The 24,846-nt window shown below is 75.5% G+C and carries 9 protein-coding genes; 1 reads left to right on the forward strand and 8 read right to left on the reverse strand.

Features of this window, described 5'->3' with window-relative positions:
* Positions 1–14 precede the first annotated feature (14 nt).
* The 8 genes from O7606_RS06115 to O7606_RS06150 are packed head-to-tail and all read right to left on the reverse strand — an operon-like array spanning position 15 to position 24,500.
* Positions 15–392: a nuclear transport factor 2 family protein gene (locus O7606_RS06115; protein WP_281598086.1), complete on the reverse strand. Its 378-nt coding sequence runs from the start codon at positions 390–392 to the stop codon at positions 15–17.
* Positions 385–18,885 (reverse strand): non-ribosomal peptide synthetase, encoded by an 18,501-nt coding sequence (locus O7606_RS06120; RefSeq protein WP_281598087.1) that lies wholly within the window; start codon positions 18,883–18,885, stop codon positions 385–387. Before O7606_RS06120 ends, O7606_RS06115 begins: the two co-directional genes overlap by 8 nt.
* Before the next feature lie 49 nt (positions 18,886–18,934).
* A complete protein-coding gene (locus O7606_RS06125) occupies positions 18,935–19,135 on the reverse strand; it encodes an MbtH family protein (RefSeq protein WP_281598088.1) in 201 nt (66 codons plus the stop codon).
* Positions 19,132–20,409, reverse strand: a complete 1,278-nt coding sequence (locus O7606_RS06130) for an MFS transporter (RefSeq protein WP_281598089.1) — start codon at positions 20,407–20,409, stop codon at positions 19,132–19,134. Before O7606_RS06130 ends, O7606_RS06125 begins: the two co-directional genes overlap by 4 nt.
* Positions 20,406–21,686, reverse strand: a complete 1,281-nt coding sequence (locus tag O7606_RS06135) for a glutamate synthase-related protein (RefSeq protein WP_281598090.1) — start codon at positions 21,684–21,686, stop codon at positions 20,406–20,408. Before O7606_RS06135 ends, O7606_RS06130 begins: the two co-directional genes overlap by 4 nt.
* The gene (locus O7606_RS06140; RefSeq protein WP_281598091.1) at positions 21,683–22,690 is read right to left on the reverse strand and encodes an asparagine synthetase A; all 1,008 of its coding nucleotides are present in this window, start codon (positions 22,688–22,690) and stop codon (positions 21,683–21,685) included. The genes O7606_RS06135 and O7606_RS06140 overlap by 4 nt, the downstream gene beginning before the upstream one ends.
* Positions 22,687–23,991 carry a methylaspartate mutase gene (locus O7606_RS06145; protein WP_281598092.1) on the reverse strand — a complete coding sequence of 435 codons (1,305 nt, stop codon included), beginning with the start codon at positions 23,989–23,991 and terminating at the stop codon, positions 22,687–22,689. Before O7606_RS06145 ends, O7606_RS06140 begins: the two co-directional genes overlap by 4 nt.
* Complete coding sequence (locus O7606_RS06150; RefSeq protein WP_281598093.1) at positions 23,988–24,500, reverse strand: cobalamin-dependent protein; 513 nt, start codon at positions 24,498–24,500, stop codon at positions 23,988–23,990. Before O7606_RS06150 ends, O7606_RS06145 begins: the two co-directional genes overlap by 4 nt.
* A gap of 177 nt (positions 24,501–24,677) precedes the next feature.
* On the opposite strand from O7606_RS06150, the gene O7606_RS06155 reads away from it, so the two are divergent.
* Complete coding sequence (locus O7606_RS06155; RefSeq protein WP_281598094.1) at positions 24,678–24,833, forward strand: hypothetical protein; 156 nt, start codon at positions 24,678–24,680, stop codon at positions 24,831–24,833.
* Positions 24,834–24,846 lie beyond the last annotated feature (13 nt).

Genomic DNA, 24,846 nt, shown 5'->3' on the forward strand with positions numbered 1-24,846 from the left:
GGGCGGGCGGAAGGTCACACCAGCGGGGCGGAGAAGTAGGTCTCCCGGCGGGTGATGCCCCCCGCCGCGTCGAACTCGAAGAAGTCGGCGAAGCGCAGGTCGATGGGGTTGCCGTCCAGGCCCACCCCCCGGAACCCGCCGTGGGTGGCGACGCCGCGGTCGTCGACGATCACGGCGTCGAGGGTGTGCGCGCCCGAGCGGATCGGCCGCAGCTTCCGGTAGAAGTGGGCGATCCGGTCCTGACCGACCATCGGCGCGTGGCCGGGCCGGTGGTAGACCGCGTCGGGGGTGAACAGCGCGACCGAACCGAGCAGGTCGCCGGCGTCGATCAGGCCGAAGTAGTCGCGGACGGTCCGGGCGTACGCCTCGTGCCGGTCGGTGGGGTCAGTCATGTCCCTGCTCCCTCGTGGTGGTCGGGTCCGTCCCGCCGCGGGCGTCCGGTGCGCCCGGCGGGGGGTTCAGGCGGGCGGCGAGGACCGGCCCCACGTGGGCCAGCGCCGCCGGGCTGGTCATCAGCCCGTGGACGGCCGGTACGGCGTGCGCCTCGATCGCGCCGGTCACGTGCGCCGGCCACCGGTCGGCGGCGGTGGACCCGACCGCGGTGAACAGCAGCAGGTCGCCGTCCCAGGTGACGGAGGTGACCGACCGGGCGAGGTTCACGTGGTCGACGAAGACCCGCTGCACCGCCGCGGCGTCGGCGCCCAGGGCGTCCAGCCCGAGCGTGGACAGGTCGTCGAGGCTGAGCGGACCGTCGGGCACCGGCTGGCCGAGCGAGTCGAGCACCGCGGCCAGGGCCGCCCGCTCGCCGGGCCGCAACGCCCCGGCGTCGGGGTCGACCGCGAACGGGTAGCCGTCCAGGACGGCGAGCAGGGCCACCCGCTCACCGTCGGCGCGCAGCCGGGCGGCGACGGCGTGCGCCAGCGCGCCACCGAAGGACCAGCCGAGCAGGTGGTACGGGCCGACCGGCTGCACCGCGCGGATCTCGTCGAGGTGCCCCGCCACCAGGGCGTCGAGGTCGCCGACGGGCCGGTCCGGCCCGGCGAGCCCCGGGGACTGCAGCGCGTACACCGGACGGTCGGTGAGGTACGGCCGCAGTCCGGCGTACACCCAGCCGAAGCCCGCCGCCGGGTGGACGCAGAACAGCGGGGGCGCGCTGCCGTCGCGCCGCAGCGGCAGCATGGTGGCCAACGGGTCGGCCCAGGTGTCGAGCCGTTCGACGAGCCGGGCCACGGTGGGGGCCTCGAACACCGAGCGGACGCTGACCCTGGCCCCGGTCTCCCGGGCGACCCGTCCGGCCAGCGCCGCGGCGAGCAGCGAGTGCCCGCCGAGGGCGAAGAAGTCGTCGTCGACGGTGACCGACGGCAGCCCGAGCGCCTCGGCGAAGAGTCCGCACAGGAGCCGTTCGAGGTCGGTGCGCGGTGGCCGTCCGACGCTGTGGTACTCGGGCGCCGGCAGGGCGGCCCGGTCGAGTTTGCCGTTGGCGGTCATCGGCAGCCCGTCCAGCGCCACGATCGCCGAAGGCACCATGTGCTCGGGCAGCAGCCGGGCGACGTGCGCGCGGATCTCCGCCGGGTCCACGTCGCCGACCACGTAGGCGACCAACCGCCGGTCCTGTGGCCGGTCCTCGCGGACCTCGACCGCCGCCCGGGCGAGCGCCGGGTGGCTGAGCAGCGCCCGTTCGACCTCGCCCCGCTCCACCCGGAAGCCGCGGATCTTCACCTGGTCGTCGGCCCGTCCGACGAACTCCAGGTCCCCGTCGGGACGCCGGCGGGCCAGGTCGCCCGTGCGGTACATCCGTCCGGCGGCGAACGGGTCGGCCACGAACCGTTCGGCGGTCAGGCCCGGTTGGGCGGCGTAGCCGTGCGCCAGGCCGGCGCCGGCCAGGTACAGCTCGCCCACCACCCCGGGCGGCACCGGTTGCAGCCCGGCGTCGAGCAGGTACGCGCGTTTGTGGGCGACCGGCCCGCCGACGGGCACCGTGGACGCCGACCCGCCCACCTCGCGTGGCACCTCGTACGCGGTGGTCAGCCCCATGCTCTCCGCCGGTCCGTAGCCGTTGGTCACCCGCAGCTCGGGCCACCGGCCCATGGTCCGGCGCACGTGCTCCGGCGAGGCCGTCTCGCCGGCCGTGATCGCCCAGCGCAGGCCGCCGAACACCGTCGGGTTCTCGTCGGTCATGAAGTTGAACAGGCTGGCCGACATCTGGAGCATGGTGACGTTGTGCGCGGCGACCAGGTCGGCGATGGCGGCCGGCTCGGGTCGGCTGCCCGGTTGCAGCACGCACGCGCCACCGAACAGCAGCGCCCCGAACAGCTCCAACGCGAAGGCGTCCCACGACATCGGGGCGCACTGGAGGAAGACCTGGTCGGCGCCGAAGTCCACGTACGACTGGCCGAGGAACGTGCCGACCAGCGCCCGGTGCGGGCTGGCCACCCCCTTGGGCCGGCCGCTGGAGCCGGAGGTGAACATCACGCATGCGGTGTCGCCCGGGTCGGTCGGCACCGTGGGCGGGGTGTCCGGGCGGGCGGCGACGACGGCGGCGTCGGTGTCGACCCGCACGTACGTGACGTCCTCCGCGCCGAGCCGGTCCCGCAGGCCGGCCCGGGTGACCACCACCGGCGCCGCCGTGTCGGCGAGCGCGCCGCGCAGCCGTTCGGCGGGGAAGTCCGGATCCAGCAGGGTGTAGCCGGCCCCGGTCTTGAGCACGGCGAGCAGACCGATCACCAGGTCCGGCCCCCGTTCCAGGTGGATGCCGGCGATCGCGCCCCGACCCAGGCCCAGCGGCAGCAGGTGGTGGGCCAGCCGGTTGGCCGCCCGGTCCAGGTCCCGGTAGGTGATCCGCTGGTCGCCGAAGACCAGGGCGGTCGCGTCGGGGGTCGCGGCGGCCTGTTCGGCGACCAGGTCGTGCAGGCACCGGTCCGGGGTGGCCCCGTCGCCGGTGTCGTTCCACTCGACGAGCAGCCGGTGGCGTTCCTGCGCGGTCAGCAGGTCGACGGCCCCGATGCGGGCGCCGGGATCGGCGGTGACCGCCTCCAGCAGCCGCGCCAGGCGTTGGGCCAGCGCCTCGACGGTGGCGTGGTCGAACAGGTCCCGGGCGTACTCGACGACCCCGTCGACGCCGGCCGGCGCGCCGTCGTCGTCGTGGTTCTCACCGAAGGCGAAGGTGAGGTCGAACTTCGCCGCCCCGGTCCCGACCGGCTCGGTGGCCACCGTGAGGCCCGGCACGACCAGCTCGCCGCGCGCGTTGTTCTGCACCGCCAGGCTCACCTGGTACAGCGGGTGCCGGGCCGGCGACCGGGTCGGGCGGACCAGGTCCACCAGCGCCTCGAACGGCACGTCCTGGTGGGCGTACGCGGTCAGGTCGGTCTCCCGCACCCGGGCCAGCAGCTCGGCGAAGGTGGGGTCGCCGGAGGTGTCGGTACGCAGCACCAGCGTGTTGACGAAGAAGCCGACCAGGTCGTCCAGCGCCTCGTCGGCGCGGCCCGCGACCGGGGTGCCGACGGGCACGTCGACGCCCGCGCCGAGGCGGGTCAACAGCGCGGCCAGGGCCGCCTGGATCACCATGAACATGGTCACCTGGTGGGCCCGGGCCACGGTGGCGAGGCGCGCGTGCAGCGCGGCGTCCAGCGGCAGGGCGACCGTCCCGCCACCGGCCCGCAGCACCGCCGGGCGGGGCCGGTCGGTCGGCAGGTCCAGCTCGTCGGGGAGGTCGGCCAACGCGCCGGCCCAGTACTCGGTCTGGCGGGTGTGCAGGCTCTCCGGGTCGTCCGGGTCGCCGAGCAGGTCCCGCTGCCAGAGCGTGTAGTCGGCGTACTGCGCCGGCAGCGGCGACCAGTCCGGCGTCCCGCCCGCCCGCCGGGCGGCGTACGCGGCGGACAGGTCCCGCAGCAGCGGGGCGGTGGACCAGCCGTCGCAGGCGATGTGGTGCAACGTCAGCAGCAGGACGTGCTCCTCGTCGGCGACGACGAACAGCTCGGCCCGCACCGGCGGGTCGACGGCCAGGTCGAACGGGACGCGGGCGGCCCGGTCGAGCGTGGCCGCGAGGTCCGCCGCCGGGCAGGGCCGTGCCGGCAGCGCCGGCCGCGCCTGGTCGGCGGGAAGGATCCGCTGGTACGGCACGCCGTCCACCGCCTGGAACACGGTCCGCAGCGCCTCGTGCCGGCCGACCACGTCGCCGAGGGCCGCGGTCAACGCGTCCCGGTCGAGGGGGCCGGTCAGCCGCAACGCGAACGGCGCGTTGTACGTCGCGCCGGGCCCTTCGAGCTGGTCGACGAACCAGAGCCGGTGCTGGGCCGACGACAGCGGCAGCAGCTCCGGGCGGGCGCGCCGCAGCACCGGCGGCCGGGTCGGCTGGTCGTCGTCGAGCCGACCGGCCAGCTCGGCCACCGTGGGGTGCTGGAACAACGTCCGGATCGCCAGCTCCACGCCGAGGGCCGACCGGATCCGGCTGATCAGCCGGGCCGCCAGCAGCGAGTGCCCGCCGAGGACGAAGAAGTCGTCGTCGACGCCGACCCCGGGCAGCCCGAGCACCTCGGCGAAGAGACCGCAGAGGATCTCCTCACGCGGGGCGCGGGGCGCGCGGCCCGCTGCGACGCCGGTGAACTCGGGCGCCGGCAGGGCCCGCCGGTCGAGCTTCCCGGTCGGCGTCAGCGGGAACGCGTCGACCAGCACGAACGCCTGCGGCACCAGATGCTCGGGCAGCCGGTCGGCGACGTGTCGGCGCAGGTCGGCGACGCTGATCGCGGTGTCGGGGCGGCCCACCACGTACGCGACGAGCCGGTTGTCCCCCGGCGCGGCCTCGTGCACCACCACCGCCGTACGGGCCACGCCCGGGTAGCCGGCGACAGCCGTCTCGACCTCGCGCGGCTCCACCCGGAAGCCGCGAATCTTCACCTGGTCGTCGGCCCGCCCGAGGAAGTCGAGCACCCCGTCGGCCCGCCAGCGCACCACGTCGCCGGTGCGGTACATCCGCTCCCCGGGGCTGCCGTACGGGTTCGCGACGAACCGCTCCGCGGTCGACCCGCTCTGCCGGACGTACCCGTGGGCCAGCCCGACACCGGCCATGTACAGCTCACCGGCGACCCCGACCGGCACCGGCCGCAGGGCGGCGTCCAGCACGTACACCCGCTTGTTGCGCAGCGGCCGGCCGACCGGGACGGTCCCCCGGACCGTGTCGGCCGACGTCACCAGGTGGCAGGTCGTGAAGATCATGCTCTCCGCGGGCGAGTACCCGTTGACCACGCTGATCCCCGGGTGTCCGGCCAGCAGCGTGGCGAGGTGGGGCGCCGACGCCCGCTCGCCGCCGGTCAGCACCTGACGGACGCCGTCGAGCGCGCCGGGGTACTCGTCGAGCAGGAAGTTGAGCAGGCTGGCCGACAGGTGCACGGTGGACACCCGGTGCCGGGAGATCAGCTCCGCGATCACGCCCGGCTCGGGTTTCCCGCCCGGTTGCAGCACGCAGACGCCGCCGAAGAGCAGCGCGCCGAACAGCTCCAGCGCGAACGCGTCCCAGGAGACCGGGGAGCACTGGAGCACCACCTCGCCGGGGCCGAAACGGCCGAACTCCTGCCCGCGGAGGGTGCCGACGACCGCCCGGTGCGGTGACGCGATGCCCTTGGGCCGGCCGGTCGAGCCGGAGGTGAACATGACGCAGGCCAGGTCGCCCGGCCGGGCCCGGCCGACCGGACCGGGTCGCGGCGCGGACGGGTCGGGCAGCGGCGCGGCCAGCAGGTCGGTCACCCGGCGCAGCGGCGCCGGGCAGGTCAGCGCCGTGTCGGTGACCACCAGGTCGACCGCGGCCCCGGTGACGACGGCGGCCAGCCGCTCGGCCGGGAAGTCCGGGTCGAGCATGGTGTAGCCGGCGCCGGCCTTCAGCACGCCCAGCACCGCCGCCACCAGCTCCGGCCCCCGCGCCAGGTGCACGCCGACCAGGTGGCCGACGCCGATCCCCACGTCCGCCAGCCCGGCCGCGACCCGGTCGGCGTCCGCGTTCAGGGCGGCGTAGCTGACCGTCCGGTCGCCGTACACCAGGGCGGTGGCGTCCGGGCGGTCGACGGCGTGCGCCTCGAACAGCTCGTGCAGACAGCGGTCGGGGAACGGCCCGGCCGTGTCGTTCCACTCGTCGATCAGCCGGGCCCGTTCGGCGGGCTCGAACAGGTCCACCGCGCCGACCGGCAGGTCCGGGTCGGCGACCAGGGCGGACAGCAGCCGGACCAGCCGACGGCCGATCGTCTCGACGGTCGAGCGGTCGAACAGGTCGCAGGCGTACTCGACGTACCCGGTCAGACCGTCGGGCCGACCGTCCCGCAGCTCCTCCACGAACGCGAAACCCAGGTCGAACTTGGCGACGTCCGCGCCGACCGGCAGGACCTCCGCGCGGACCCCGGTCAGCTCGGCCACGGCCGCGGAGTTGTTCTGCACCACCAGGTTGACCTGGAACAGTGGGTGCCGGGCCGTCGACCGGGCCGGGTTGAGCGCCTCGACCAGCCGCTCGAACGGCACGTCCTGGTGGGTGTACGCGGCCAGGTCGGTCTCCCGTACCCGGCCCAGCAGCTCGGCGAAGGTGGGGTCGCCGGAGGTGTCGGTACGCAGCACCAGCGTGTTGACGAAGAAGCCGACCAGGTCGTCCAGCGCCTCGTCGGTGCGGCCCGCGACCGGTGAGCCGATCGGCACGTCGGCCCCGGCGCCCAGCCGGGTCAGCAGCGCCGCCAGCCCGGCCTGGAGCACCATGAACAGGGTGACCCCGTGCTCCCGGGCGGTCCTGACCAGCGCGGCGTGCAACGCGCCGTCCAGCTCCAGACGCAGCACGTCGCCCCGGTGGCTCGGGCGGGCCGGCCGGGGCCGGTCCACCGGCAGCGTCAGCTCCTCCGGCAGGTCGGCCAGGGCGTCGGTCCAGTAGCGGAGCTGGTCGGCCAGCAGGCTCCGCGGGTCGTCCTCCGCGCCGAGCAGCGCCCGCTGCCAGAGCGTGTAGTCGACGTACTGGACGGCGAGCGGGGCCCAGCCCGGCGGGTCGCCGTCCCGGCGCGCCCGGTACGCGGTGGACAGGTCCCGCAGCAGCGGCCCCAGCGACCAGCCGTCGCTGACGATGTGGTGCAGCAGGAGCAGCAGCACGTGGTCCTCCGGGCCGACCGCGAACACGGTGGCGGTCACCGGCGCCCGGTCGGTCCGGCCCAGGTCGTGCGGCTCGGCGACGGCCCGGGCCAGGACCCCGTCGAGGTCGTCGGCCGGGCACTGCACGACGGACAGGTCGACCTCGGCGGGTGGCAGCACCACCTGGTGCGGCTCGCCGTCGGCCACCGCGAACACCGTCCGCAGCGCCTCGTGCCGGGTGACCACGTCGGTCACCGCCGCCGCCAGCGCGGGCAGGTCGAGCTGACCGCGCAACCGCACCGCCAGGGGCGCGTTGTAGGTGGCGGTCGGCCCGTCGAGCCGGTCGAGGAACCACAGCCGCTGCTGCGCGAACGACAGCGGCACCCGGTCCGGGCGTGGCCCCGGCCGCACCGGTGGACGCCCGGTCGCGGTGAGCCGCCCGGCGAGCCCGGCCACGGTCGGCCACTGGAACACCGCGCGGATCGGCAGCTCCGCGCCGAGCACCGACCTGACCCGGCTGGTCAGCCGGGTGGCCAGCAGCGAGTGCCCGCCGAGGGCGAAGAAGTCGTCGTCGATGCCCACCCCGGTGAGCCCCAGCACCTCGTCGAAGAGGCCGCAGAGGATCTCCTCGCGCGGGTTGCGGGCCGCCCGGCCGGTGACGTCCGGCCCGATCTCGGGGGCCGGCAGGGCGCGCCGGTCGAGCTTGCCGTTGACGGTCAACGGCAGGGCCGGCAACGCGACCACGGCCGCGGGCACCAGGTACGCGGGCAGCCGGTCCTCCAGGTAGCGGCGCAGGCCGGCGACCGGGTCGGTGCCCCGTACCGGCACGACGTAGGCGACCAGCCGCCGGTCCCCCGGCCGGTCCTCCCGGACGACCACCGCGGCCTGCGCGACGGCGGGATGCCGGTGCAGCACCGCCTCCACCTCGCCCGGCTCCACCCGGAATCCCCGGATCTTCACCTGGTCGTCGGCCCGCCCGGCGAAGTCCAGCACCCCGTCGGGACGCCACCGGGCGAGGTCGCCGGTGCGGTACATCCGCTCCCCCGGCGCGCCGTACGGGTTGGCCACGAACCGTTCCGCGGTCAGCGCGGCCCGGTTGACGTACCCGTTGGCCAGACCGACGCCGGCCACGTACAGCTCACCGGTCACCCCGGGCGGCACCGGGGCGAGCGCGGCGTCCAGCACGTACACCTTCTTGTTGGCCACCGGCCCGCCGATCGGCACGGCGCTCAGCGCCGCCACCGACGCGTCGGCCGGGTGCGCCGTGGTCAGCCCCATGCTCTCCGCCGGGCCGTAGCCGTTCACCACTTGCAGGCGCGGGAACTGCCGCGCCGCTCTCGTCACATGTGTCACGGACGCTGACTCCCCTGCGGTGATCGCCCGACGGAGACCCCGGAACGCGGCGGGGAACTCGTCGAGCAGGTGGTTGAAGAGGCTGGCCGAGAGTTGGAGCATGGTGACGCCGTGCGCGGCGGCCAGGGCCGCGACGGTGTCCGGCTCGGGGCGCTGCCCCGGGTGCAGCACGCAGGTCGCGCCGGTCAGCAGCGCGCCGAGCAGCTCCAACGCGAACGCGTCCCAGGACACCGGGGCGCACTGGAGGAAGACCTCACCGGGGCCGAAGTCGACGTAGGACTGACCGAGGAAGGTGCCGGCGAGCGCGCGGTGCGGCGCGACGATCCCCTTCGGACCGCCGGTCGAGCCGGAGGTGAACATCACGCAGGCCGGCGCGGCCGGGTCGATCCGCCGGCCGACCGGCCCGGGCGGGCCGTCGAGCGCGGCGGGTGACGTCGTCGTGGTCGCGAGACCGGCGAAGACGTCGGCGTCGGCCGTGACGACCAGCGGGACACCGGTGCCGGCCACCACGTCCCGCAGCCGGGCGGCCGGGAACGCGGTGTCCAGCAGCGTGTACGCGCCGCCGGCCTTGAGCACGCCGAGGAGGGTGGCCACCATCGTCGGCCCCCGGTCGAGGTGCACCCCGACGACGACGTTCGCGTCGACGCCCCGCCGGGCCAGGCCGTGCGCGATCCGGTTCGCGGCGGCGTCGAGATCGGCGTAGCCGACCACCTGCTCCCCGTACCGGAGGGCGACGGCGTCCGGGGTCGCCACGACCTGCCGTTCGAACAGCTCGGGCAGGGCGAGACCCAGGGGCACGTCGACAGCGGTGTCGTTCCAGTCGGTCAGCACCCGTCGCCGCTCGGCCGGATCCAGCAGGTCGACCGCGCCGATCCGCTGGTCCGGGTCGGCCAGCACCGCCGAGGTCAGCCGGAGCAGGGCGGCCACCATGGTCTCGGCGGTGGCGGGCGCGAACAGGTCGGTGGCGTAGTCGAGGGAGCCGGTGATGTCGTCCGGGCCCCGGGTGAGGGTCAGGGTGAGGTCGAACTTGGCCGGCGACACCCCGACGGGCTCGGGCCGGCACTCCAGGCCGGGCAGGCCGAGGTCGCCGTCGGGCGCGTCGGTCACCACCAGCATCACCTGGAACAGCGGATGCCAGGACGGCGACCGGGTCGGGTTCACCGCCTCGACGACCCGCTCGAACGGCACGTCCTGGTGGGCGAACGCGGCCAGGTCGGTCTCCCGGACCCGGTCGAGCAGGTCCCGGAAGCTCGGATCTCCCGAGGTGTCGGTACGCAGCACCACCGTGTTGACGAAGAACCCGACCAGGTCCGTCAACGCCTCGTCGGTCCGGCCGGCCACCGGGGAGCCGATCGGCACGTCGGTGCCCGCGCCGAGCCGGGTGAGCACCGCCGCCAGGGCCGCGTGCAGCACCATGAACGGCGTCACCCGGGCCGCCCGGGCCAACACGCCGACCCGACGGCAGGTGTCGGCGTCGAACCGTACCGGCACCGAGGCCCCGGCGGTCCCGGCGACCGGCGGGCGGGCCCGGTCGGTCGGCACCACCGGCGCCGACGGCAGTCCGGCGAGCGCCCCGGTCCAGTGCCGCAGTTGCGTGGCGACCACGCTGTCCGGCTCGTCGGCCGCGCCCAGCAGGGCGTGCTGCCAGGCCGCGTAGTCGGCGTACTGCACCGGCAGCGGCGTCCAGGCGGGCCCGACGCCGGCCCGGCGGGCGGCGTAGGCGGTGGCCAGGTCGCGGGTCAGCGGCCCGACCGACCAGCCGTCGCAGGCCACGTGGTGCAGCAGCAGCACCAGCACCGTCTCGACGCCCAGCTCGAACACGGTGACCCGCAGCGGCGTCTCGACGGCCAGGTCGAACGGGCGACCGACGACGTCCCCCAGGGCGGTGGGGTAGTCGGTCGGCGCGCAGGTGACCACCTCGACCACCGGCCGCGCGCCGGTCAGCGTCCGCGGCGTGGGACGTCCGTCCACCGCCGGCAGGACGGTCCGCAGCACCTCGTGCCGTTCCAGCACGTCGGCGAGGGCGTGGACGAGCGCGGCGTGGTCGAGCCGGCCCCGCAGCCGGTACGCCAGCGGCACGTTGTAGGCCGCCGGGCGGTCCACCTCGCGCAGGAACCACATCCGCCGCTGGGCGTGCGACACCGGCACGACCGCCGGATCGGGTCGGGGGCGCAGCGCGGGGCGGCGGGTCGAGTCGCCGTCCAGGGTCCGGGCCAGCCCGGCCACCGTGGGGGCCCGGAACACCGTCCGGATGTCGATCTCCGCGGCGAAGGTGGCGCGGACCCGGGCGATCAGGCGGGCCGCCAGCAGCGAGTGCCCGCCGAGGGCGAAGAAGTCGTCGTGCCGGCGCACCCGCGGCACGCCCAGCACGTCGGCGAAGAGTCCGGCGAGGATGGCCTCCCGGGCGTCGACGGGCGACCCGTCGGCGCCGGCGCCCGCGCCCGGGTCGCCGCCGACGGCCGGGGGCGCGGGCAGCGCAGCCCGGTCCAGTTTGCCGGTCGCGCCGATCGGCAGCGCGTCGACCGGCACGATCGCCGCCGGCACCAGGTGGTCGGGCAGGTGGTCACGCAGGTACGCGCGCAGCGCCGCGGGCGCGGGCGTGCTGCCCGGCCGGGCCACGACGTACCCGGTCAGCCGGCGGTCCCCCGGCCGGTCCTCGCGGACCACCACCGCGGCCCGGCCGACGTCCGGATGCCGGGCCAGGACGGCCCGGACCTCCCCCGGCTCGATCCGGAAGCCACGGATCTTCACCTGGTCGTCGACCCGGCCGACGAACTCGAGGATCCCGTCGGCCCGCCAGCGGACCAGGTCCCCGGTGCGGTACATCCGTTCCCCGGGCGCGCCGAGCGGGTGGGCGACGAACCGGGTAGCCGTGGTGGCCGGCTGGCTGACGTACCCGTCGGCGAGTCCCACCCCGGACATGTACAACTCGCCCACCACGCCCACCGGTGCCAGGTCGAGCCGGTCGTCGAGGATGTAGATCTGTTTGCCGGGGGTGGGGACGCCGACCGGGATGGTGGCCCGGCGGGTGTCCGCCGGGACGACCCGGTGACACACCGTGAAGATGGTGCTCTCGGCCGGCGAGTAGCAGTTCTCCAACCGCAGGTCGGGGTGACGGTCCAGCAGCCGGGCCAGGTGCTCGACCGAGGCCACCTCGCCGCCGGTCATCACCTGCCGGACCCCGTCGAACACCGTCGGGTACTCGTCGAGCAGGAAGTTCAGCAGGCTCGCCGACAGGTGCAGGGTCGTCACCCGGTGCTCGGCGACCAGGCGGGCGATCACGTGGGGCTGCGGCGTGCCGCCCGGCTGCAACACGCAGGTGGCCCCGATCAGCAGCGGGGCGAACAGCTCCAGCACGAAGCCGTCCCAGGACAGCGGCGCGCACTGCAACCACACGTCGGTCGGGTCCAGGTCCACGTAGGACGGGTCGAGCAGGGTGCCGAGGACCGCCCGGTGCGAGGTCATGATCCCCTTGGGTCGCCCGGTCGACCCGGAGGTGAACATCACGCACGCCGGGTCACCCGGGCGCGCCGACGCCGGCACGACCACGCCGTCGTGCCGGGCATCGCCGTCGTGCCGGGCATCGCCGGGCCCGGCGGCGGGGGCCAGCCCGCGTGCCTCGCCCAGCCCGACGCCGTCGGGGGTGACGACCAGCGGGGCGCGGGTCTCGGCCAGCACCGCCCGTCGGCGTTCCAGCGGGAAGGCCGGATCCAGCAGCGTGTACGCCGCGCCGGTCTTGAGCACGGCCAGCACCGCGACGACCAGGTCCGGCCCCCGGTCGAGCTGGATCCCCACCACCGTCCCCCGGCGCGCGCCGGCGGCGGCCAGCCGCCGGGCCAGCCGGTCGGCGCGGGCGTCCAGCTCCCGGTAGCCGATCCGCTCGACGCCGAAGACCAGGGCGGTCGCCTCCGGTCGGGCGGCGGCCACGGCCGCCACGGCGGCGTGCAGCGTCACGTCCGGCTCGGACCGGCCGACGCCGTTCCAGTCGTACCGCAGTCGACGGCGCTCGTCGGCGCTCAGCAGGTCGATCGCGCCGATCCGGGTGTCCGGCGTGGCGACCACGTGGTCGAGCAGCCGGGTCAGCCGCTCGGTGAAGGCCGCCACCGTGGTCCGCTCGAACAGCGGGGCGGGGAACTCCACCACGCCGTCCAGACCGGCCGGCACGCCCTCGGGCGACCGGCGTTCCCGCAGCTCCACGTTGAGGTCGAACTTGGCCGTCCCGGTCCGCACCGGCTCCAGCCGGGCCGGGGCCGCGCCGAGCCGCACGTCGTCGTCGACGGTGTTCTGCAGCACCAGCATGACCTGGAACAGCGGATGCCAGGAGGTGGAGCGGGGCGGGTTGACCTCCTCCACCACCCGCTCGAACGGCACGTCCTGGTGGGCGAACGCGGCCAGGTCCGTCCGGCGCACCCGGGCCAGCAGCTCCCGGAACGTCGGGTCGCCCGTCGTGTCGGTCCGCAGGACCAGCGTGTTGACGAAGAACCCGACCAGGTCGTCGAGGGCGGCGTCGGTCCGCCCGGCCACGGCGGCGCCGATCGGGACGTCGCCGCCCGCCCCGAGCCGGGTGAGCAGGGCCGCCAGGGCCGCCTGGAGGACCATGAACAGCGTGACGTCGTTGGCCCGGGCGAGCTCACCGAGCCGGGCGTGGGTGGCCGCGTCGATCCGGAACGGCAGGTGCGCCCCGGCCGTGCCGCCGTCGACGGGTCGCGGGTGGTCCGTGGGGAACACGGGTGACCCGGGCAGCCCGGCCAGCGCGGCCCGCCAGTACGCCAGCCCGGTGGCGAGCACGCCGCCCGGGGCGGTCCCGTCGCCGAGCAGCGCCCGCTGCCAGCGCGCGTAGTCGGAGTACCGGACCGGCAGCGGCGCCCAGTCCGGGGCGACGCCGTCCCGCCGCGCCGCGTAGGCGGTGGCGAGGTCGCGTACCAGGGGCGTCATCGACCAGCCGTCACAGGCGATGTGGTGCAGCACCAGCACCAGCACCGAGTCACCGGTGTCGAGGGCGACCAGGGTGGCCCGCAGCGGCGGCTCGTCCGCCAGCGCGAACCGGTGCCGGGCCGCGCGGGCGACGACCGCCGCCACCTCCGCCTCCGGGCACCACGCCGTGTCCAGCGCCGGTCGGACGTCCGCCGGCGGCAGCACCACCGGGCGCGGCTCGCCGTCGACCGCCGGGAACAGGGTGCGCAGCGGCTCGTGCCGGACCATCAGGTCGCCGAGCGCCGCCCGCAGCGCCGCCGGATCGAGGACGCCGCGCAGCCGTACCGACTGCGGGGCGTTGTAGGTGCGGCCGTCACCGTCGGTCTGGTCGAGGAACCAGAGGCGACGTTGGGCGTGGGACAGCGCCGGCGGCGCGTCCGGCGGCGCGGCGGTGACCGCCGGGCGCGCGGCGTCCGCGCCGTCGATGCGTTCGGCGAGGTCGGCGACCCGCGGGGCGGCGAACAGCGCGGCCAGCGGCAACTCGACCCCGAGGGCGGCCCGGATCCGGCTCACCAGCCTCGTCGCCAGCAGGGAGTGCCCGCCGAGGGCGAAGAAGTCGTCGTCGACGGTGACCGTGGGCAGGCCCAGCACCCCGGCCACCAGCCCGCACAGGATCTCCTCACGGGGGGTGCGGGCGGCCCGGCCGGCCGACACGGCGGCGAAGTCCGGCGTCGGCAGCGCGGCCCGGTCCAGCTTGCCGTTGGCCGTCCGGGGCAGCTCCGCCACCAACACCACGGCGGCCGGAACGAGATGACCGGGCAGCCGGTCGACCGCGTGCGCCCGCACCTCGACGGCGGTGAGCGTACGGGTGACCACGTAGGCGACCAGCCGGGCGCCGTGCGCGGCGTCGGTGTGCGCGACCACCGCCGCCTGGGTGACCTCCGGATGCTCGGTGAGGGCCGCCGCCACCTCCGCCGGCTCCACCCGGAACCCGCGGATCTTCACCTGGTCGTCGGCCCGGCCCAGGTAGTCGAGGGTCCCGTCGGCCCGGCGTCGCGCCAGGTCCCCGGTGCGGTACATCCGCTCGCCCGGCGCGCCGAACGGGTCGGCCACGAACCGCTGCGTGGTCGCCCCGGGCTGGTCGAGGTAGCCGCGGGCGAGGCCGACTCCGGCGACGTACAGCTCACCGACCACGCCGGGCGGCGCCTGCCGCAGGGCGGCGTCGAGCAGGTACGCCCGCTTGTTCGCCACCGGCCGGCCGATCGGCACGGTCACGCCGGTCACCTGGTCGGCCCGGTCGACCTGGTGCCAGGTGGTGAACCCGAGACTCTCCGCCGGCCCGTACCCGTTGACCACGGTCAGGCCGGGCCACCCGCGCAGCGCCGCGCCGACGTGGGCGGGCGAGGCGGGCTCCCCGCCGGTGAACACCCGGCGCACCCCGGCCAACGCCCGCGGGTGCTCGTCGACCAGGTGGTTGAAGAGGCTCGCGGAGGTCTGCAGCATGGTCACCCCGTGGGCGGCCACCAGCTCGGTGATCCGTTCCGGGTCCGGTCGGCCGTCGGGGTGCAGCACGCACACCCCGCCGAACAGCAGCGCCCCGAACAGCTCCAGCGCGAACGCGTCCCAGGACACCGGGGAACACTGGAGGAACACCTGGTCCGGGCCGAAGTCGGCGTACCGCTGGCCGGCGTACGTGCCGACGAGCGCCCGGTGGGCGGCGACCACCCCCTTCGGCGTCCCGGTGGAGCCGGAGGTGAACATGACACAGGCCGGATCGTCGGGGCGGACCCCGACCGTGGGCGCGGTGAGGCCGTCGCCGCCCGGCGGCAGCTCGTCGAGGCAGACCAGCCGGGCGGTGGCGGGCAGGCGTCCGGCCGCCGCCCGCCGGGTCACCACGAGCGGCGTCGACGCGACGAGCGCGGCGAGCCGGGCGGCCGGGAAGGCCGGGTCGAGCAACGCGTACGCCCCGCCGGCCTTGAGCACGGCGAGCAGCGTGGTCACCAGGTCCGGGCCACGTTCCAGGTGCACGCCGACCACGACGCCGGGCCGGACGCCCGCCCCGACCAGCCGGTGGGCGAGCGGGTTCGCCCGGGCCTCCAGCGCGCGGTAGGTGAGCGTGGTGTCCCCGGCGACCAGGGCGGGCGCGTCCGGGGTCCGCTCCGCCTGCGCGCGGACCAGGTCGTGCAGGCACCGGTCGGCCGGGTACCGGACGCGGGTGTCGTTCCAGGCGGCCAGGTCCCGCCGTTCGGCCGGCAGGAGCAGGTCGAGGTCGCCGATCGGAGTGCCCGGGTCGGCGGTGAGCACCGCGACCAGCCGGTCGGCCAGCGCGGCCACCGTCGCCCGGTCGAACCGGTCGGCGGCGTACTCCAGCACGCCGGTGACGCCGGCCGGCCGCCCGTCGGCGGTGTGCGTCTCGGCCACGTCGACCAGCAGGTCGAACTTGGTCGCCGCCGGCCGGATCTCGCGTACGTCGACCGCCAGGCCCGGCAGGGACCGCGGCCCGCCGGCGTTCTGGAGGACCAGCAGCACCTGGAACAGCGGGTGCCGGCCCGGCAGCCGGGCCGGGTTGACCGCCTCCACGACCTGGTCGAACGGCACGTCCTGGTGGGCGAACGCGGCCAGGTCGGTCTCCCGGATCCGGTCGAGCAACTGACGCAGCGACGGGTCGCCCGAGGTGTCGGCGCGCAGCACCAGGGTGTTGACGAAGAAGCCCACCAGGTCGTCGAGCGCGACGTCGGACCGGCCGGCCACCACCGTGCCGATCGGCACGTCGACGCCGGCGCCGAGCCGGGTGAGCGTGGCGGCGAGCGCCGCGTGCAGCACCATGAACACGGTGGCCCGGGCGGCCGTGGCGACCTCGACGAGTCGGGCGTGCACGTCGGCGGGCAGCGTGAACGGCACCGTGCCGGCCCGGTACGTCGGCACGGCCGGTCGGGGCCGGTCGGCGGGCAGGGCCACCTCGGCGGGCAGCCCGGCGAGCCGGTCCCGCCAGTAGCCGGTCTGCGCGTCGCCGAGCCCACCGGCGAGCAGGTCACGTTGCCACAGGGTGTAGTCGACGTAGCCGACCGGCAGCGGGTCCCAGTCCGGGGCGTGCCCCGCCAGACGCGCCCGGTACGCCACCGCCAGGTCACGCAGCAGCGGTCGCATCGACCACCCGTCGCCCGCGATGTGGTGCAGCACCAGCACGACCACCGTCTCCCGGGCGGCGCGCAGCACGGTGACCCGCAGCGGCGGGTCGGTCGCCAGGTCGAAGACCCGGGCCGCCTCGGCCCGTACCGCCGGCTCCGGGTCGGCCCCGACCTCCCGTACGGACACCCGGGGGCGTCCCCGGGCGGCCTCGACGACCTGCTGCCGGGGCCGCCCGTCGACGACGGGGAACACGGTCCGCAGCACCTCGTGCCGGTCCGCGAGGTCAGCTACCGCCGCGTCGAGCGCGGCGACGTCGGGCGGGTCGGTCGTCCGGGCCACCCGGACCAGGTTGTACTTCTCCGGGGCCTCCTCGAACTGGTCGAGGAACCACAGTCGGCGTTGGGCCGGCGACGGCTCACAGTCGGCGGGGCGGGCCCGGGGCAGCAGCGGTGGACGGGCCGTCGGCGCGGTCCGGACCAGGTCGGCGAGGCCCTCGGGGGTGGGCGCCGCGAACAGGGCCCGAATGTCGATCTCCACCGCCAGCTCGGCCCGGATCCGGCTGATCAGGTGGGCGGCCAGCAGCGAGTGGCCGCCCAGGTCGAAGAAGTCGTCGTCCGCGCCGACGGCCGGCAGCCCCAGCACGTCGGCGACGAGCGCGCACAGCGTCTCCTCCGTGGGCGTCACCGGGGCCCGGCCGCGGGCCTCGACCGTCGGGGCGGGCAGCGCCGCCCGGTCCAGCTTTCCGTTGGCGGTGAACGGGATGGCGTCGAGGACCACGACCGCCGCCGGCACCAGATGGTCGGGCAGCCGGGTCCGGGCGTCGGCCCGCAGCTCCGCCCCGCCGACCCCGGCGTCGGGGGCGAGCACCACGTACGCGGTGAGCCGCCGGTCGCCGGGGCGGTCCTCCCGTACCACCACCTCGGCCCGGCGTACCGCCGGATGGCGTGTCAGCGCGGCCCGCACCTCGGCGGGCTCCACCCGGAACCCACGGATCTTCACCTGGTCGTCGGCCCGCCCGACGAAGTCCAACGTCCCGTCCGGACGCCACCGGACGAGGTCACCGGTGCGGTACATCCGCTCCCCGGGCCGGTCGAACGGGTCGGCCACGAACCGTTGCGCGGTCGCGCCGGCCTGGTGGAGGTAGCCGTCGGCCAGCCCGACACCGGCCATGTACAGCTCGCCGACGACGCCGACCGGCACCCGTTCGAGCCGTTCGTCGAGGACGTGCACCCGCTTGTTGCGGATCGGCCCGCCCACCGGGATCGCCGTGCCGGTGTCGGCCACGGCGATCCGGTGGCAGGTGGTGAAGATGGTGGACTCGGCCGGCGAGTACCCGTTGACCAGCCGCAGGTCGGGGCGGCGGCGCAGCAGCCGGGCGACGTGCGTGGTCGATGCCGGCTCCCCGCCGGTCAGCACCTGCCCGACCCGGTCGAAGACCTCGGGACGTTCGTCGACCAGGAAGTTGAGCAGGCTCGCCGACAGGTGCAGCACGGTCACCCCGTGCCGGGCGACGAGGTCGACGATCACGCCGGGCTCGGGCCGGTCGCCGGGGTGCAGCACGCAGGTTCCGCCGTGCAGCAGCGCGCCGAACAGCTCCAGCGCGAAGCCGTCCCAGGACACCGGGGAGCACTGCAACCACACCTGCGCCGGCGCGAAGTCGACGAAGGACTGACCGAGCAGGGTGCCCACCAGGGCCCGGTGCGGGGTGGCGACGCCCTTGGGCCGACCGGACGACCCGGAGGTGAACATGACGCAGGCGAGGTCGGCGGCGGTGGCCACGCCGGGGGCGACGTCGGCCCCGGCGTCGCTGTCGGCGTCGGCGTCCGCGCCGGTGTCGGTCCGGACGATCCGGACCGGCGCGCCGGCCAGCCGGCGCGCCGTCTCCCCGTCGCCGACCACCAGCGCGCAGCGCGCCTCGGCGAGCACGAGCCGCAGCCGGGCCGGCGGGAACACCGGATCCAGCAGGGTGTACGCGGCGCCGGCCTTGAGCACGCCGAGGAGCGCCACGACGAGGCTCGCCCCCCGGTCCAGACAGATCCCGACGACGTGGCCGGGGCCGGCGCCCCGGCCACGCAGCGTCGCGGCGAACCGGTCGGCCCGCTCGTCCAGCTCGCGGTAGTCGAGCCGGTCGTCACCGGAGACGACAGCCGTCGCCGTCGGGGTCCGCCCGGCCCACTGGGTGACCAGCTCGTGCAGACACCGGTCGGCGGGGTACGCCGACGTCGTGTCGTTCCACCCGACGTCGGGCCACCGGGCGTCGGGCCAGCGGACCTCGGGCCGCCTGGCGTCGGGCGGCGCGGGCCGGGTCGGCTGCGGCCCGGGGCCGCCGGGGGTCGGCCGCCCCGGGGCCCCGTCGGTCGGCCGGGGCGCCCCGCTGAGCCGTTCCTGTGACTGGGTCACCGTTCCACCACTCCACTCGTCGGTCTCGACACCGGTCAGGGGATCCCGCTCACCCGGCCGCGAGGCTCGCCGGCCGCAGGTCGGTCCAGGACCGCTCCACGTAGTCCAGGCAGGCCTGCCGGGTGTCCTCGCCGAACGCCACCCGCCAGCCGGCGGGCGCCACGATCCGGGCGGGCCAGAGTGAGTGCTGGTTCTCGTCGTTGACCAGGACCAGGTACACGCCGTCCTCGTCCTCGAACGGATTGGTCATGACTCCTCCTTGGGTGGGCTGGTGGGCAGGTCCCGGACGGACCTGATCGGGCCGATGAGCCGGACGAGCTTGCCGAGGACCACCGCGACGGTGATCACCCAGAGCGCCTGCCGGATGCCGAGCACGGCGCCGAGCCAGCCGCCGAGCACGGCCCCGACCGGGATGACGCCGAACTGGATGAAGCGCGAGCTGGTGTACATGCGGGCGAGCAGGCGCGGTGGGCAGTACGCCTGCCGGAAGCCGGTCACCACGACGTTCCCGACCACCATGCCGATCGACGGGACGAGGATCCCGAGGACGAACAGCAGCAGCCCGGGGCCGTCCTGGGTCAGCGGGATGAGCAGGCAGAACGGCGCGGTGCCGAGGGAGAACAGCAGCAGGGCGCGGGCGCTGCCGAACCGGGTGGCGACCCGCCGGGCCAGCACCGCGCCGACCAGACCGCCGATGAAGTCGGCCGCGAGCAGGAACCCCACCACCCCCGGCGCGGCGCCGACGGTACGGATCAGGAAGATGACCGTCAGGGCGTACATCGCGTTGAGGGTGAAGTTGTCCACCGCCGCGCTGATCGCCAGGATCCGCAGGTAGCGGTCCCGCCCCACGTAGCGCAGCCCCTCGCCGATCTCCTGCTTGGTGCTGGTCCGCCTGACCTGCGGGCGGGGCAGGTTCTCGGTGACCCGCATCCGGAGCAGGCACACCGCCGAGACGACGAAGGTGACCGCGTCCAGGAACAGCCCGGTCACCGCGCCGACCGCCTGGGCGATCAGACCGCCGAGGGGCGGCCCGGCCAGGTTGGCCACCTGGTCGGTTCCCTGGAGCTTGGCGTTGGCCTCGGCGAGTTGGGCCTTGTCCACCACCGCCGGCAGGAACGCCTGGTAGGCGGTGGTGAAGAACATCGACGCGGTGCCGGCGGCGAACGCCACCACGATCAACTGCCCCACGCTGAGCAGCCCGAGCCAGGCCGCCACCGGCACGCTGAGGAGCACGGCCACCGACACCGCGTCGGCGGCCAGCATGGTCTGCCGACGTGAGCTGCGGTCGATCCAGGCGCCGGCGGGCAGGCTGATCAGCAGCCACGGCAGCCACGCCATCGCGTTGATCACGCCCATGGTGACCGGCCCCGCCTCCAGCGTGACGACCGCGACCAGGGGGAACGCCACGCCGGTCACCGCGCTGCCGACCTTGCTGGTCGCCTCGCCGAACCACAACAGCCGGAATTCGCGGTGCCGCAGCAGCGGGACGGAGGCCGGCGCCGGCGGGTTCTCGGTGAGACTCATACCGGCTGCGCCTCCCGTTCCGTCGTCTCCGGCGACCAGACGTCCATCTCGGACAGACCCGTGGTGGCGTACCGTCCCAGCGCGCTGACCAGCAGCCGTATCTCCAGCTCCAGGGCCTCGACGAGCCGGACCAGCCCCGCCTCCGGATCGGTGTCGGCGGCCAGCAACGCGGCCCGGCCCAGGCCGACGGCGTCCGCGCCGAGCGCGAGCGCCTTCACCGCCCGTGCCCCCGACCACATCCGACCGCTGACCAGCAGCGGTCCGGACGGCGACCGGCCGATCCGGCGCAGGCACTCCACCAGCGGCAGCCCGACGTGGTCGAGGAAGGCCAGCGGCGCCCAGCCGGTGCCGCCCTCCGCCCCGTCGACGGTCACCGCGTCCGCGCCGGCGGCCCAGGCCACCCCGGCCGCCTCGGCGACGTCCCGGGCCGGCGGCAGCTTCACCCACACCCGGGCGCGGGGGTAGTTGTTGCGCATCAGGTGGATCTGGTGCGCCAGGATCTCCGGGGTGAACGTGCCCGGGGCGCTGGACCGGAGCACGGCGTCGGCGCCCGCGCCGTACACCGGGTCGAGCAGGTACTGGTCGCCGAGGCGGGTGGCGGCCTGCCCGGCCACCACCGTCATGCCGCCCAGGCCCGGCTTAGCCCCCTGGCCGACCTTCAGCTCGAAGCCGAGCCGGCCGCTGTCGAGCAGCGGCTGCGCCGAGGGGTCGCTGTAGACGAGGTTCCACACCTCGGCGTCGGCGTCCTCGGTGCTCTGCTGCACCACCACGCCGCCGAGTCCGTCGGGCACGGCCGTGCCGTACGCCTGGAGCCGGCCGAGCAGCGCGCTCTCCCCCGGCGGGCCCAGCCGGCCGTACCCGTTCACCGGCACGACGTTCTCGCCGATCACCATGGGCAGACCGAGGGCGCCCGCCTGCCGGGCCACCGCCCGACCGAGGTCGGCCCCGGCCACCCGGGTCGAGCCGAAGGCGGACACGTAGACCGGCAGCGGCGTGCGGAACCCACCGACCGACGCGCGCAGGTCCACGTCCCGGTAGGTGGGCTCGCGGGCCAGGTCGACGAGCTTCTCCAGCCGCAGCGGCACGAACACCGGCGGCACCAGCCGCAGCGCGTCGAGCCCGTCGGCCGGGGTGGTCCCGCCGCCGCCGTACAGGGCGCGCCCGTAGGTCGCCAGCTCCGGGAAGACCGCCGCCGCGCCGACCCGCGCCCGTTCCCGGACGACGTCCTCGGCGAAACCGTCGGCGCGCAACGCGGCAGGGCGCCCACCCGCGGTCACGGGGCCACCACCCCGGGGACCTTCGGGAAGGCCGCGGCCTGCCACACCGCGTCCAGTCCCGCCACGTACCGGGTCAGCCGCTGGACGCCGAGGCCGAACCCGGCGCTGGCCGGCAGGCCCTCCCGCAGCATCCGCAGGTACCAGCCGTACTTGGCCGGGTTCTCCCCGGTCTCCCGCATCCGGGCGATCACCCGGGCGTAGTCGGACTCGCGTTCCCCACCGCTGATCAGCTCCCCGAAGCCCTCCGGGGCGATCAGGTCGAAGTTGCGCAGCCGGCCGGGCTGCGCCGGGTCCTCCCGGTCGTAGAAGCCCCGGGAGCCCTTCGGGTAGTCGACGAGGAAGAACGGGCGACGCGCGGCACGGGACAGCAGCGCCTCACCGGCCCAGTCGATCTCCGCCGCCGGGTTCTGGTCATGCCCCGCCGCGCGCAGCTCGGCGACGGCCGAGGCGTGCGTACGCTCGTCGAACACGCCGGTGAGCAGCTCGGCGAACGCGCTGGCCGGACGGCCGAGGGTGGCGAGCTCCGCCGGGCAGTGGGTGACCACGTGCCGCACGGCATGGGTGACCAGGCCGGTGGCCAGCGCGATCACCTCGTCGCGGCCGGCGCCGGCCAGCTCGACGTCGATCTGGTGGAACTCGGCCAGGTGTCGGCTGGTGTGGCAGGTCTCCAGGGGTTCCAGGCGGACGTTCGGCGCGATCGAGAAGATCCGGTCGAACGCCCGCAGGGACGCCTGCTTGTAGAGGATGACGCTGGTCATCAGCTTGTAGCGATGGCCGTAGTAGTCGAGGTCGACCTGCTTGGCGCCGCGCGCCCCCGGGTCGGTGACCGGGCCGATGATCGGCGGGAGCAGCTCGACGAAACCCGCGGCGGCGAGGTACTCCCGGGCGGCGGCCAGGATCCCGTGCTGGATGCGCAGCGCGGCCCGGGTGGTCGCCGCCGACAGGTGCTCGCCGGGCGGCGGGGGCAGCACCGGGGCGATTGTCGTTTCGGGCGCTGTGGTCATCGGATTCCTCTCGTTCGGTGCGGTACGGACGGGTCGGCGTCGAACCGGCGCTCCACGTGGGACAGCGCGTTCATCAGGCTGGCGGCGGTGGTCGGCGGCGGAGTCGGGACGTCCGCCGGGATGGGCATGTTGCCGGTACGGGCCCAGCGCAGCCGGCCCCGCTCGTCGATGAAGCTGGCGCTGCGTCCGGCGTTGTCCGGGTGCAGGCAGTACGGGACGTCGAGGTGCCCGCGGGCGAACGCCGCGAGCAGGGCCCGGCCGACGTCGTCGTCGAGCTCCAGCGTGGCCTCGATCAGGTTGCCGGCCTCGCGGTACACCTGCCCGACGAGGTCGTCCGGGTCCTCGGCCCCGACCACCCGGACGATCGCCGCCTCGTCCCGTGCCGCCTCGTCGGCCAGCCGCAGCGCCGCTACGTTCTCGCCGATCGTCGGGATCCGGTGCGCCTCGGCGGCGGTCTTGACGATCAACCGGGCCGCGCCCGCCCGTACCGCCACCCGGGCGGCCAGCTCCGACAGCCGGCGGGCGCCCGCCGCGTGGCGGGGGTACACGCCCATGTAGGTGTAGACGACCACGTGCCACTGGATGTCGGGCAGGTACTCCCGGGCCAACCGGCGCAACGCGGTCACCGCGGCGACGTCCTGCTCCGCGTCGGTCTGCTGGGCGTAGCTCAGGGACACGCTGCGCAGCCCGTACGCCCGGAAGAACAACGCCTCCAGCACGCTGACGGCGACCAGCAGCCCCGGTGGGCACAACTGCCCCAGCAGGCAACCGCCGAACGTCTCCAGGTGCGGCTCGGGCCCCCGGTCGCCGGCCCGGGCGAGCAGCGCGCAGGAGTCCGCCCAGTTGCGCACCGACTCCCGCAGCGGGGTGCGGCCGTACGGCAGGCAGTAGGAGACCGGGCCGCCCTCGGTCGCGTGCAGTCCGACGTCCACCAGCGCGCCGACGATCCGCCGGGGGTCGGCCGAGCCGTGCCGCACCTGCACCGGGAAGGTCGGGCCGGGCAGGTCGCGCAGCATCGCGCGGGTCGTGTCCGCCGGGTGGGTGACCAGCGGGTACCCGTTGAGGTCGAGGCCGGCGGCGACCGCCCGGCGGGCCGCCGCGTGGTCGCCCACCCGGGTGTAGCTGTCCAGGGTCACGGTGCCGGCGGTGACGGCCGGCGTCGAACGGACCGCGAGCAGCCCGGCCCGCATCCGCCCCGGGTCGCTGAACCCCATCCGGGGCTGCACCACCAGGCGTCCGGCGGCTGCCGCGCGGTCGACGAAGTCCCCGAAGGAGGCCCCGGCGACCGCCGGTGGGGTCAACACGGCACCGTCGCGGCCAGCGAGTCGACGAAGGCGCGGAACGACCGCAGGTGGTCGGTGGCGCGCAGCAGACCCGCGGCGGCAGGCTCGGCCGGACCGCCCGTGATCGCCGCGTCGGCGTCGAAGACCGCCCGGTAGCCGGCGGCGACGAGACGACCGGTACGTTCGACGGCCCCCTCCCCGGCGGTGAGCCCGAGTTTGCCGCCGATGACCACCGGCAGCCGGGCCGTGTCGGCGGACCGTCGGATCGTCCTGATGAGACGCAGGCCGTCGTGGAAACCGTGTCCGTTGACGGTGCTGACCACCACCAGGTCCGGCCGCCGGCGGGCGCACTCCTCGGCGAGCAGCTCCTCGGGGACGCAGGGGCCGAGGTTGGTGGTCCGGTGGCCCCATTCCTGGAGCAGAAGTTGCAGGAACACCAGGTTCCAGGTGTGCGCGTCCGAGGACACGCTGCTGATGATGATGTCGAGCCCGGCCTGCGCCGGCACCGCATCGTCGGGATCACTCATGACGGCGATCGTCGACCCCGACCCTATCGGCCGGTTATCGCACGACCCGGCGACTGATCGACAGACGACATCGGGACAACGGCGGCGACAATAAGGCGGCAATAGGTTTCGGGACTAGCGTGATTCTCATCAGGCGGGCCCGTCGAGGTCGGACCCGGAATCTGCTGAGGAGTCGAGATGAACGCAGTACGCCGTATGGTCGTCATCGGAGCGGTCGCCCTGGGCGTGGCCCTCACCGGCGTCGCCACGCTGGCCGAGCACGCCGCCGACGGTCGGGCCCGCGCCGACGGCGTCCCCCCGGTCGTCATCACCGGCGACACCCCGTGGGAGTAGCCGCCCGCTGACC

Origin of the sequence: Micromonospora sp. WMMD882 (assembly GCF_027497255.1) — a bacterium.
In the GTDB taxonomy this organism is placed as follows: Bacteria; Actinomycetota; Actinomycetes; order Mycobacteriales; family Micromonosporaceae; genus Micromonospora.